The organism is Bradyrhizobium sp. 62B, from assembly GCF_030272265.2.
Classification (GTDB): domain Bacteria; phylum Pseudomonadota; class Alphaproteobacteria; order Rhizobiales; family Xanthobacteraceae; genus Bradyrhizobium.
Map to the genome: position 1 here is coordinate 5340244 of NZ_CP092841.2, position 12252 is coordinate 5352495.

Below are 12252 nucleotides of genomic sequence, written 5' to 3' on the forward strand. Positions count from 1 at the left end.
GACTGCGCGGATCAATCGCGGAGCAAGTAGTATGGCCGTTATTCCGCTGACCCGTTGTCAGTTTATCTTGCCGTTCGCAAATCTTCACTCTAGCGTTGGCGGCCCCACGGCGTCGCTGCTCGCAAAATTTCAGCTACCAACCTCCTTGGAAGAGAAACCGCACCTTTTCGTGCCTTTGCTACCCGCCGTCCGGTTCGCGGTGGCTGCGCAGGACAAGCAGGGGCTGTCCGAACTCGCCTTTCGCGCGGCTCAACTAACGTCATTTGAGCATTTGAGCGAAGTCACGCGGACACGGATCCGCCACGCGCCAACTCTCTTGGTTGCCCTGCAGCACGCGTGCAGGTGGGCGTCGCTTGAAGACACGACGCTCCAACTGTGGATGGAGCCCTGTGGAGCGAGCATCAATGTCTGCAGCAGACTCCTCGGAACGGATGGTGTCCCCCGCCTCGAGATGTCCCAGTGGCTTCAGAACATATTTGCCATACACATCGTCCGTCAGTTCGCTGGAGCAAACTGGGCGCCGCGGGTTATTGCGTTTGAAGCAAACTATGCACCAGGCATTGAAGTGCAGCATTTTTGGCCAAATACGCGCTTTCTGTCGTGTCAGAAAGCCTCATGGATCGAAGTGCCGTTGGAGCTGGTAGGCCTCGCCAATCCCGCAAATGATACTTCGCAGGCGCCGTCTGAGAACGAGCCGCAGCCGATAGCAACAGACGTTATTAGCGTGCTCAAGCTTGCATTGCCCGCCTATCTCGACGAAGGCGGGCTCTCGATCATGCAGGCCGCCGAAATGGTTCGGCTCAGCGTTCGGAGTCTGCAGCGAAAGCTTTCATTGGCTGGAATGACCTACGCCGGCCTGCTCGAGCGAGCCCGCTTCAACAACGCGATAAGACTCCTGGGCGATACTGAAATTAAAATTATCGATATCGCTTTTTCATCGGGGTACGGCGATCCCGCCCACTTTACACGTGCCTTCCGTCGGATCTCCGGCTGTACCCCCCGAGAGTTTCGATTGAGGTCGAGGAGCCAACACGTCGAAATCAACCGCCCCGTATCATCATCAAATGATGATCGCCGCTAGGAAGCTCGCGCCTTGAACGTCGCGCATTACAGCAATGACAAGTCTTCGGCCTTCAGATCGGTCTTAAGAATCGTATCATTGACGATGTTGATGTTAGAGACTGGGGCCGCCTTCGCACAGGATGATGAGACCGCTTTTAAGGCAGTGCCGGCGATCTATCTCGACCTGCGGACAATCTACGCGCAGGTCCCGCCGGGTTCACTTGCATCCGGCTTCGGACGTCCAATGCAATTCAATGCGCTGTTGGCGAGATCGAATGGCCCGGCATTTCCCAGCATCGTTCCAGCAGCGAAATCCCTCAACTTGGATGTCCCACTGACGGTCGATGTCACCGACAGTGTCTCCCTATATGCTGGCGTCTCCGGTAATTCCACTGAGTTCGGTGGCGCCGGGTGGTCGTCCCTTCAAATCACAAGCTGGAACATCGGTTTCCAGGCGGATGTTTATCAGCAGAACGGCGGTCTCCTCCCTACTGTAACGCTACAGTCCACCCTCACACAGTCGATTCCCAATGATTCCCTGGCCACGACCTCTTTCAACAACATCATCGAGCTCGACTATGCGCTCAATTCAGACGAGACCAGAGGTTTCCTGGCCGGTTTTCAATACACAGCCACGGAAGCCAGCAACAAATTGGTTAAGATCAAACCGAACACGATCGCCTATATCGGCGCTTATTATCAATGGCCGGATAGTTGGAAATTCACCGGCCGTGTAGGCGTGCAATCCTTCGAAGGGGCTCAGCTACTGTACCTCGCGTCGATTCAGCCCTTTACACAAGCGATCGTCCGGTTCGATTTCGATCGCATGGACGACAACGACAATCGCTTGTTTGGTGTCACGGCCGAAATTATGTGGACGCCGAAGCCCACTTATCAGTTGACGGTCAGGACACCATTGTACGCAGTTTGCAATTGACCATGTGCCGATAAGATTTTCATCGGCAGGTCTCATTAGCAAATTAAGGCAGCACGCCGCGAGCTATGAGAACGCGTGCATGGGCTCACTTCAAGTTCACTCTCGGCATGACACCATCGCATCGATCCAGATCAGCGCGGCGTTCTTGGCCAAGCCGGATTGAGGGATCGATCGCTAGTTGCGCCCGGTCTAAGAGCTCTAAAGCTGAAGCAAATGTGACCGATACGCACCTAAGCAGCTCAACACGCGGGAGTCCGCTGTGGGTCAAAGGCGGCGGTTGAGCCAAGCAGCACCAACGTCCGCTTTCCGCCCAACAGCCGAAGTCACAACAGCGGTTGCGACCACCCGTATTTTTCCCAGCTGTTTACTGGTCGGGCTTCGGGTAGGCGCTTAGTCGCCATGAACCGAGCCGACAGCAACCCCCCGCCTCCTCTAGCCTGCGAGAACTGCACCCGCGAAATGCTGCCTGTCGGAGCTTTGCGCGCAATCGACGATCGGCAGGCTGTACGGGTCTACAAGTGCCTTCCATGCCAGCGGATCATCACAACGCCTGTGGGGGCCAAGTGAGTCTCGGTGGAGACGAGCAGCCCGGGCCTCATAACCTCAGCAGCCTGACACGTGTTGTTCGGCTACACGTCCAGTCTGTCCGAGATGGGAGGCTCTCACTTTGATGCTGCGCAAAGCCCCATCGGGCCAGCCTGACCCCTTGGGGCTGGAGGGGACAAGAGCGGGGCCAAGCGGTCCGACGGCTGGCGCGTGGGGACGCGCCATGCACCTCGAAACTAGTCCCGGTCAGGACATCGCAGTGTTCACTTGTGATCAGGGACAGGTATTTGTAATGTTCCGGCGCTGGAACATCGGCCGGATGTAGGACAGGCCGTCCGGAGAAGCTAAGGCGAGACGCTGCTGATCCGCCAGCCCCCGAGCCGCAACATGTGGCCGACAACTTGGCTCTAAGCGTCATCTCGCAATCGGGCATCGAATGCCTATTTTTCCCGCATGCGTTCATTTGAGTTTTGCCTGCCGACGAAGAGCACCACGGTCCCGGACGGCCCGGATTGGGTCCACGAAATAAAATATGATGGTTACCGCCTCCGCTTGGAGCGCGATGGAGATCGCGTGCGCCTGGTCACGCGCGGCGGCTACAACTGGAGCAGCCGCTATCCGTGGATCGTCGAGGCGGCGCGCAAGGTCCGTCAGAAGCAGTTCGTGCTCGATGGCGAAGCGGTCGTTCTCGGCGTAGATGGCGCCTCTGATTTCAACGCGCTGCACTCGCGCAAACATGATCAGGAAGTGCAGTTCTGCGCCTTTGATATTCTCGCCGAAGGCGGCGACGATCTCCGCATCCTCCCGTTATCGATGCGGAAGGCGAGCTTGGAGCGCCTGTTGGCGCGGCGTCCTGAAGGTGTCTTTGTCAATCCCTTCGAACGCGGTGAGCTTGGGCCTGATCTGTTTCGAGCGGCCTGCAACATCGGGCTTGAGGGACTGGTGTCCAAGCGGCGGGACCGTCCTTATGAGGGCGGTCGCTGTCGCTATTGGATCAAAGTGAAGAACCGCAAGCATCCAGCAATGGAGCGCGAGCTATGACCAGCAGTTGCCCGCGCTCGCTTCCGCGCTCCTGGAAGATCAGCATCGCCAGTCCACGCCGCCCTAAAGCGTCGGTAAGGGAGACCCGCCCGAGTGCACTAACAGCGGACCTTAACGGCCGATCTGCACTGGACTCGATGACTTCGGCTCTCCTCCCGGCTCCAGACCTGCCGCTGCACTGCGCCAACCGACGCGATGGGCCAGAGGCGGACATTGTGTTACTTTACTCGACCACCTTGTCGGCGCGGGCGAGAAGATGCGCTGGAATTTCAAGCCCCAGTGCTTTGGCTGTCTTGAGGTTGATGTAAATTTCGTATCGATCTGGTTGTTCGACCGGGAGGTCGGCAGGCTTAGCCCCCCGAATTATCCTGTCGACATATACCGCCCCTTGCTTTGCTATCGCAAAGAGATCGGGCCCCAAGCTTATCAACCCACCCGCAACTACCGCTTCCCTAAATCCATGGCAGCTAGGGAGGCGGTAGGCGAGAGAGAGTTCTGCGATGGCTCTTGAGTTGTTCGAAGTGAGCAGGCCCGCGATGACGATTAGACCTTCGATCTTCCTTTGCCGTATCTCCTCAAAAGCGGCGGGCAAATCATCTCCGGCTGTTACATAAGTCGTGGTCATTTCGAGGTGCATGCCAGAGGCAGCTTGCTCCAACGATCTCATGGCAAACGTAACGTTTGGATCGCCCTGTGCCGCTAAAACGGCGATCCTTTTGAGTGCCGGAACGACCTCCTTCAGCATCTGTAGTCGCTTCGCATAGGTGTCGATCGCGGCTTCAAAGGAAACCCCAGTCATGTTACCGCCGGGATGCGGTAGACTTTGGACTAATCCAATGTCAACGGGAGCGCCGACCGACAGAAACACGACGGGGATATTCTGGCTAAGGCGCTTTGCGACAACTCCACCGACCGTCCCCCAAATGACTAGGATATCGATTTCAGGGTGCAGTTTCGTGAGAGCCACTTCAATTGCTTTCGTCTCCGGCGGCACAACTGAGCGGGTTACAATGATATTCTTCCCTGCAACGTAGCCAAGTGCATCCAATTTTTGGGTGAACTCCTCCCACAACTGATTACCTAATCCCCCAGTACCGATATAGCCGAGCCGCCAAATCCTTTCGGATTTCTGAGCCTGCCCCTCAAGCGGCCACATCGTTAGACCACCTGCAAGCGTGATGAATTCTCGCCGTTTCATGCTCGCCTCATGATACCGTCGGAAGCTGATATCCTACACTCTGCGGGCTTCAACTTGCAGCGAAACGACGTCTGCTCTGGGTCGATATTGTTGAAAAAGGCGGCAGTTGCGACTCAAGGATAGCAGTGATTCAGTCTGTCTAATTGGCAGGACTGAAGATCATGATGGGCATCGGCAAGTCGAACAGGCTGCTTTGTTCTATGAGTTCTCGCTCGAGAAGCATATTCCCGCCGACCATCTCTTGAGATCGGTCGACAGGTTTGTCGATCTGCAAGAGATCAGGCAGGACCTGGCACCGTTCTACAGTAGCATCGGCCGACCTTCGATCGATCCTGAACTGATGATCCGGATGCTCCTGATCGGTTACTGCTTCGGCATCCGATCGGAACGGCGCCTGTGCGATGAGGTTCACCTCAATTTGGCCTACCGGTGGTTTTGCCGGCTCGGTCTGGATGGGGTGGTGCCCGATCATTCGACATTCTCCAAGAACAGGCATGGCCGCTTCCGGCAGAGCGATCTCTTCCGTCGCGTGTTCGAGAGCGTGCTGCGGCGCTGCATCGAGGAACGACTGGTCGGCGGTGAAGGATTTGCAGTCGATGCGAGCCTAATCAAGGCCGATGCCAATCGGCAGAAGGGGATCGAAGGCGATAAGGGACTTCCGCCGGAGGCTGCCGGCCGATCAATCGACGAGTATCTGGCTGTCCTCGATGATGCTGCTTTCGGAGCTGCGACCGAGGTTACCCCGAAGTTCGTATCGCCCTCCGACCCGGCGGCGCGCTGGACGGGGGCGCACGGCGGCCAAGCGTTTTTCGCCTATTCGACGAACTACCTGATCGACATCGAGAACGCGATCATCGTCGATGTTGAGGCAACGACCGCAATCCGGCAGGCGGAGGTATTGGCCGCTAAGCGCATGATCGAGCGCTCGCTGGAGCGGTTTGATCTCTATCCGAGCCGGCTCCTCGGTGACAGCGGCTATGGCTCGGCCGAGATGCTCGCCTGGCTGCTCTATGAGCGCGGCATCGAGCCGCACGTTACAGTCTTCGATAAGTCGGCCCGCACAGACGGGATCTTCTCGCGCGACGACTTCACCTATGACCATGCCGGGGACATCTATCGTTGCCCTGGTGGCAAAGTTCTTACCACGACCGGAACGTTGGTGAATGATGGTGCCACCATGCTTTACCTCGCCAGCAAGCGCGATTGTGATCGATGCGCATTGAAGGCTCGGTGTTGCCCCAAGCAGGCTTCACGGAGAGTGCCGCGCTCGATCTACGAGGGCGCTCGCGACATGGCGCGCCAGATCGCGAGATCGTGGGAGGGAGGCACCTCGCGCCGGCTCCGCAAGAAAATCGAGATGTTGTTCGCGCACCTCAAGCGCATTCTCAAGCTCGACCGTTTGCGTTTACGAGGTCCAAACGGCGCGCGTGACGAGTTCATCCTCGCAGCCACCGCCCAAAACCTTCGAAAGATGGCCAAGCTGATCCCGATGCCCAGGCCGAGGCTCGCATAGAGGCGGTTGAGCAGTTCGGCCAAGTCGCGACGGAGCTATTACAACTAAATACTGCCGGCCTTTTTCAACAGAATCGGCCATAAGCAGAAATGGACCCGAGCTATTCGATCACCTCGTCGGCGCCGACAAGAAGCGCGGGAGGAATGGTCACCCCAAGAGCTTTTGCGGTCTTGAGATTCACGGAAATTCTGTAGTGATCGGGCTGTTCAACAGGAATGTTGGCAGGCTGTTCGCCCTTGATGATCTTATCAATGATGCGCGCGCTTTGTTTTGCCAACGCGACTAAGTCGGGCCCAAGACTGATCAACCCGCCTGCAGCGACGGCTTCCCTAAAGCCGTGGCAGGAGGGCAGCGCGTTTTCGAGTGCTAAGTCCGCGATTGTTTGACTGCTATTATAGGTGAGCCCGCCTGAGACGACCAGCAACGCCTCACTGCCCGTTCGCTTCATATCCCCAAAGGCGTTTATCAGGTCATTTTTGTTGTTCAGTCCAATTGGACTAAGGACAACCTTTAGAGCGGGTGCGATTTGGTTCAATGACGTCATCGCAAATCGATAATTTGGATCGTCGTTTGCACCCAAGACAGCCACGTGCCTCAAGTTCGGGAGTATCTCCTTCAGAATTTGCAGCCGCTTCGCGTAGGTTTCCGACGCTGCCTCAAATGCCACGCCTGTCATGTTGCCGCCTGGATGAGAGAGGCTTTCGACTAGCCCAATATCAACCGGAGCACCGACTGATATAAAGACGACAGGAATACTTGTGGTAACCGACTTAGCTGCCACGCCGCTGATAGTGCCTGTGACAACCAGCACATCTACCTGATCCCGTATCTCCAGAATTGCGACTTTCACCGCGGCGACAGTTGGTTCGGCAGCCTGCTTTCTCAACAGGCTGATGTTCTTGCCATTGGTGTAACCCAAGTCGCTTAGACCGCTCAGTAATCCAGCGATCCACGGCGACGGAGTTGGTTGGGCGTCGAGGTAAACGATGCGTGGAAGCCCGGTGGACTTCTGCGCCCGGGCTGCTAGTGACCATGTTGCCATAGTGGCAAGCACACCGATGAGTTCGCGCCGTCTCATGTTCGGCTCACCTGATAAAGATCACTCTACACCGTAAGGTCAAAGCGCGAAAGGACCGTTGTCGGCTGAGAGGTCGAAGCGGGGCTCAACCGAGAGCGCAATGAAGGTCCGCAAGGGGTCAAAACACGAAGAACTCAGGTTGAGCAAATCAGGTTCGCTCTGCCGCGATAAGCGGACCTCCGTGAGACCCAGTGTCACTTCGCAGAGGGGCCAATATCAGCCCTTTCCTTTTCAGTACGGTAGAAGAACTGCAGCTTGATCGATGAGTTCGGTGCGGGGAGCGGGCCTACTCGAGCGTGCGAAAATGATCCGAGACGTAATCGGTACTTCGGCTTCGGTTCTCCCGTCTTGGCCGATTAGGATCAATCCGGCACCGCCATTCGCCACATTTAGAATAACCGGCTCGCCGCTCCACATCTTGATCGGATCCATTCCGATGATGAGAAACTCGCCAATCGGCTGGTCGAAATATTGAAGGCGCAATTGCGGCCCGACTTCGGCTGCTGCAAGTTCAAAGCCCAAGTTTCGAGCGCGCGTGTAAATGTCAGCCAAGGTCACAGTATCGGACGTGAACCCAAGCTGCGCAGGTGATACGAGTGCAAGCTCGATGTTCGTCTTGCGAGTGGCAACGACGAACGTCGGCCGAGCGAAAATTTCTGCGGCTTGCCCACCGACACTGCAGCCTATCCGGTCGAGCTCGTTGCGAAGCTTCAGTGAATCAGCAAAAGTGCCTATTGTAACCCTTCTCCAGGTCACAACATCGCGCTCGGACTTAATGAGCTGTTGAGACGCTTCGGCAGGGTGTGTCTTGAGCTTCAGCTGTCTTTTTAAAACGTCGCGAGCCGCGCACTGAGCTTGCGCCGCACAGATCGCTAAGTGAGTGATGCCAGCTGCAACTATCAAGACAGATAGAAAAAGGCCCGCCTCCGAGTCTGGGGAAGAACGGAGGGAAATGACGTCCAATAAACATTCCCCGGCCGACTTAAATGCGTCCGGAGGCGGGGCCTTATGGCTGAAGTATTCCCATTTTAAAACGCAGGCGGCAGTCCGTAAGCCTGATTACCCGCCCGCCATCAAAACCGAAAAAGGTATGATGCCGCTAGAGCATAGCAGCATGGTTGGGTCGGCTCAATAGCGGACTCTGCAGCGGGTCAGAAGTTGAAATCGCCAGGCCCTCAGAAGATGTCCGTTCTGCCCTCATCAACCGACATCGACCAAAAAGAGCCCGCGGCTTTCTGCCGGTTCTTGGCTTCAAGTGCTTGATACGCGTGTCAATACTCGAATATTGCGTCGCTCGCCGGCTTCCGATGGGGCTCCGGGTCGCGAGCCCATGGCCGCAGCTGGGTTTTCCGGCTTGTACGCAAGGGCCTTCGCGATCCATTGCTGCCATTTGGCGTCCGGCTTTGGCTCGGCACGCGCTTGAAGTAGCTCTCGAACGATATCCTCATGCCTGCTCCTGCGATTGCGGCCAGACATCTTCAGGAGAGACGTCGAAGTCGTTGGTCGCCCCGACGCTTCCGAGAACGCTGAGCGGCACCCGCCGCACGGATTCTTCAATAGTGGCATCGGTCACCGGATCATTCACGGGGTCACTGGGATGGACGATGACCCGCTCGATCCGGTGAAGGAATTCAAGCGGCGTGCCGTCTTCGCTGGCAATACGCTGCAACGACTTGCCCCAGCCCCGGTCGAGAAGCGAATTCGCCGCGCAGACGCGCGCATGCGCCGGGGCCTTTTTGTCTCGCATGATCTGCACGAGCGTGTTCACCGCTTGCAACGTCTGCGTCCGCGCCAGGGACTTGATTTCCGTCATGGTCCGCCCCTTCAAGGTCCTGCGAGCAGCCTCCCTCGCAAATGCCACTTCGGAGCGCTTGTTCTTCGACATCACGATTTCATTCATCTGCAATTTCTCTCTGTGCAATTTCAATTAAATGGATCGAGACGCAAAAAACCCGCGGCGGAAATATCCGTCGCGGGCGCAAAACAAACTCGTCTCGATGATGCTATTCTGCCGGTGTTTTGCCCGACGTGTCAAACGACAATCGTCGCGTTGGCGGAGAGACGGCCCCGGCGTCGCAGGGGATGGGGGGTATGGCCGGGGCCGCTCCGCCAGCTCGGCGGCGAGCCGGCAGTGACTCAATTCCGCCGCAAATGCTGCAGTTCCTGAGTTGCGGAGATTCTTGTTGGCGCAATCAGACCAATCTGAATCTGTCTGATGGAGCTTCGTGGACACGCTCACCATCCGCATCGGTGACTAGCACCTTGTAGCCTTTGCCTCTCAGTTCGGGCCGCACTACTGATAGCTCCTGCGCAAGGCGGTCCGCGACTTCAATGGCCATCGACTCGTCTTCGAGCAATTGTCCGCCATGATCAGCAACGGTTGTGCTATCGATCAAATCGAAATGGTAGCGAGGCATAAGACCGGCCTGAGGCTTCAATCGTCATGGAAAGATAAGCTAGGAAAAACTGTTCAATCTGGTACTTAGGAACCTCGCAACAAGGCGAGGTGATTCGATGCTGGGAATGATCTTGATCATGGCCCTCGTCGGGACGGTGTTGATCGGAGGCACCGTGATTATCTTCGAGTGGCGAGCACTGGTCGGATATTGGCACCTCAAGGCCAAACGCTGACACTCCGCCAGGTCAGCGTCCGCCTGCAAACCTTCAGCCTAAAGGCGAAGCTCAGCGCCCCTTCAGCTTCCGCTCTACTTCCTTCCGGCTGCTGCCGACCTTCTTGACCGCCTTCTTCACGGCGGATGCCGAGCGGCCCGTCTTCTTTGCCTCGTAGCTGACTTCGTATTTCTGGCCGCTCGCCACGCGCGCGCGGTCTTGCTTGCGACCGCGAGCGGTCTGCTTCTTTGCTTTAGCCATAGTGCACCTCCATGCACTGCGAAAACGACAGAGGATTCAGTTGGTTCCTAAAGGCTCTCTGTAGTGGCGGCGAGTCCCGGAACGAATCGGCGCAGAAGGATTCGAATCAAATGAGTTTGTTGCGTGGAGTTGTTAGGTGGCGTCTCAGCGTCAGCGGAAGTCCCCGGCGATCGGCGTCAAGGCGCCGTTGCCGCGCTTTATCGAACCGGCCTTGGCTTCCTCCGTCGAGAGGGTGCCCTCCGGGAAGCGGTGGATTCACGAAATCAAGTTCGACGGTTATCGCGTCCAGCTTCACATGGCCAACGAGGCGGTAACCATCTACACCCGGCGTGGCCACGATTGGACCAGGCGTTTCAAGAAAGTTGCCGATGACGCTTGGCACATCAAGGCGGGCTCGGCCGTCATCGACGGCGAAGTCGTCGTCCCCGCCGCCGATGGCACGACGGATTTCTCGGTCCTCCAAAACGAGCTCAAGGGCAGGTCGTCCAAGATCGTATTGGTCGGTTTTGACCTGCTGTACCTGAACGGCCGCGACATCCGCAGCCTGCCGCTGCTCCAGCGCAAGGCCGAGTTGAAGAAAGTCATAGCCGGCACAGACGTACAGTTCAGCGAGAGCTTTGAGCTGGAAGGGCGCGAGATGTTCGCCCATGCCTGCAAGGTCGGGCTTGAAGGCGTGGTCTCCAAGGTTCGTGACAGTGCCTACGACAGCGGCCGGGGAAACAATTGGGTCAAGACGACCTGCCGGCAGCGCGAGACCCTGACCATCGCGGGCTTCGCGCTCGACGAAGGCAAATGGGACGGCATCTATCTCGGCCGCCGGAAGGGCGATGACCTCGTCTACGCCGGCAAGGTCGACCACGGGTTCGACAAGACGTCAGCCGCCGAATTGCAGAAGCGCCTGGAGCCGCTGCGGCGCAGAACGCAGCCTTACGCAAAGCGTATCGCGCACAAGGGCATCTGGGTCGAACCGAAGCTGTTGGCCGAGGTCGAGTACCGCGCCAAGTCCGCCGAGGGTAAGGTGCGGCATCCCTTCTTCAAGGGATTGCGGGAAGACCTTTGATGCAGCATTGCGCGCAATGCGACGATCAGCGCTGGGTTTGCGAGAATCATCCGGACAGGCCCGCGTTCGGGCCGCGCGCCTGCGAGTGCGGGGCAGGAATGCCTTGCCTCGTCTGCAATCGAGCGGACGCGTCCAACCCGCCAGCCATGCTGCCTGGCTATCGACCCGATCCTTTGGATGAGGACCTTGGAGATGACTGAGAGGCGCGCCGCCCTGGTCGCACGGATGCGGGTTTTCTGCGCCAGTAATTGCGACACCAATGCCGCAGCGGACGTCTGGGATCTCGGATGCGGGGCCGGCGAGATGCGCTGCCTCGAATGCGTGGGCGACGGCAACTGGGGAAAGTTCGCACCAGAGATTGTCGGACCAGATTGCGCTTGCGTTATTGCAAAGGGACAGGTCGACAGTTGGTGAGCATCTGACGATCTTCTTTTCCACAGCCACGATGGGCAGTGGCTGGCCGCCCTGCCCGCCTACCAGGAATCGATAATTTGCCAACGCAGTTGGCTCATGGCCTTGATGATCGGATGTCCACGAAGTCGCGCCAATACCTCTTCGGCACTCAGATCAAGATGTCGGCCGAGCGGGCGAGGGACGCGCGCAAAGAGGCCGATAAGCTCGCCTGCGAGGCGTGGAATTACCGCATGCTCGGCTACAAAGGTCCAGCGCAACCATCGCCGACGATTGGCGATGCGATCAATGGAGGATATCCCTACCTTGAGGTCCGCTGCCTTGGCTGCGACACCAATCAGACTGTCGCGCTGGATATCATTCGACGTGTGAAGACGGCCCCGATCCATGAACTCGAACGCTACATGCGCTGCAAGGACTGTACGCAATTGCGTGGGTACCCATATAAGCGCAGCGCACTGGTGGCGCTGAGACCGACGAAGATTTCTGCCGAAAATCCGGCTTCTTATTGGTGGCCCGGCGAGCGCTAGGATAT

General features: G+C 57.5%; 12 protein-coding genes. 6 read left to right on the plus strand and 6 right to left on the minus strand.

Going from position 1 to position 12252, the window contains the following annotated elements; genetic code table 11:
- Positions 1-31 precede the first annotated feature (31 nt).
- The 3 genes from ML401_RS25565 to ML401_RS25575 all read left to right on the plus strand — a co-directional run bounded on the left by ML401_RS25565 (position 32) and on the right by ML401_RS25575 (position 3586).
- Entirely contained in the window at positions 32-1081 is a 1050-nt protein-coding gene (locus tag ML401_RS25565) for an AraC family transcriptional regulator (protein ID WP_285807375.1), read from the plus strand.
- Positions 1082-1165: 84 nt separating this feature from the next.
- Positions 1166-1999 carry a hypothetical protein gene (locus tag ML401_RS25570; protein WP_285812744.1) on the plus strand — a complete coding sequence of 278 codons (834 nt, stop codon included), beginning with the start codon at positions 1166-1168 and terminating at the stop codon, positions 1997-1999.
- 999 nt (positions 2000-2998) lie between these two features.
- Entirely contained in the window at positions 2999-3586 is a 588-nt protein-coding gene (locus tag ML401_RS25575; protein ID WP_285807376.1) for an RNA ligase family protein, read from the plus strand.
- Positions 3587-3809: 223 nt separating this feature from the next.
- On the opposite strand, the gene ML401_RS25580 is transcribed toward ML401_RS25575, so the two are convergent.
- Positions 3810-4784 (minus strand): ABC transporter substrate-binding protein, encoded by a 975-nt coding sequence (locus tag ML401_RS25580; RefSeq protein ID WP_285807377.1) that lies wholly within the window; start codon positions 4782-4784, stop codon positions 3810-3812.
- 142 nt (positions 4785-4926) lie between these two features.
- Between ML401_RS25580 and ML401_RS25585 the strand changes: the two genes are divergently transcribed.
- Entirely contained in the window at positions 4927-6297 is a 1371-nt protein-coding gene (locus tag ML401_RS25585; protein WP_285812745.1) for an IS1182 family transposase, read from the plus strand.
- Between the two features lie 100 nt (positions 6298-6397).
- Here the strand turns inward: ML401_RS25585 and ML401_RS25590 are convergent, their stop codons facing one another.
- From ML401_RS25590 to ML401_RS25610, 5 genes are all read right to left on the minus strand, one after another.
- The gene (locus ML401_RS25590; RefSeq protein WP_285807378.1) at positions 6398-7375 is read right to left on the minus strand and encodes an ABC transporter substrate-binding protein; all 978 of its coding nucleotides are present in this window, start codon (positions 7373-7375) and stop codon (positions 6398-6400) included.
- A gap of 231 nt (positions 7376-7606) precedes the next feature.
- Positions 7607-8338: a hypothetical protein gene (locus ML401_RS25595; protein ID WP_285807379.1), complete on the minus strand. Its 732-nt coding sequence runs from the start codon at positions 8336-8338 to the stop codon at positions 7607-7609.
- Positions 8339-8819: 481 nt separating this feature from the next.
- Positions 8820-9275 (minus strand): hypothetical protein, encoded by a 456-nt coding sequence (locus ML401_RS25600; protein ID WP_376717308.1) that lies wholly within the window; start codon positions 9273-9275, stop codon positions 8820-8822.
- A gap of 292 nt (positions 9276-9567) precedes the next feature.
- Positions 9568-9792, minus strand: coding sequence for a DUF6894 family protein (locus ML401_RS25605; RefSeq protein WP_376717309.1), 225 nt, complete (start codon positions 9790-9792; stop codon positions 9568-9570).
- 265 nt (positions 9793-10057) lie between these two features.
- Positions 10058-10246 carry a DUF3606 domain-containing protein gene (locus tag ML401_RS25610; RefSeq protein ID WP_285807380.1) on the minus strand — a complete coding sequence of 63 codons (189 nt, stop codon included), beginning with the start codon at positions 10244-10246 and terminating at the stop codon, positions 10058-10060.
- Between the two features lie 136 nt (positions 10247-10382).
- On the opposite strand from ML401_RS25610, the gene ligD reads away from it, so the two are divergent.
- Positions 10383-11306, plus strand: a complete 924-nt coding sequence (ligD, locus tag ML401_RS25615; RefSeq protein WP_285807381.1) for a non-homologous end-joining DNA ligase — start codon at positions 10383-10385, stop codon at positions 11304-11306.
- 527 nt (positions 11307-11833) lie between these two features.
- Positions 11834-12247 carry a hypothetical protein gene (locus ML401_RS25620; protein ID WP_285807382.1) on the plus strand — a complete coding sequence of 138 codons (414 nt, stop codon included), beginning with the start codon at positions 11834-11836 and terminating at the stop codon, positions 12245-12247.
- Positions 12248-12252: the final 5 nt, after the last annotated feature.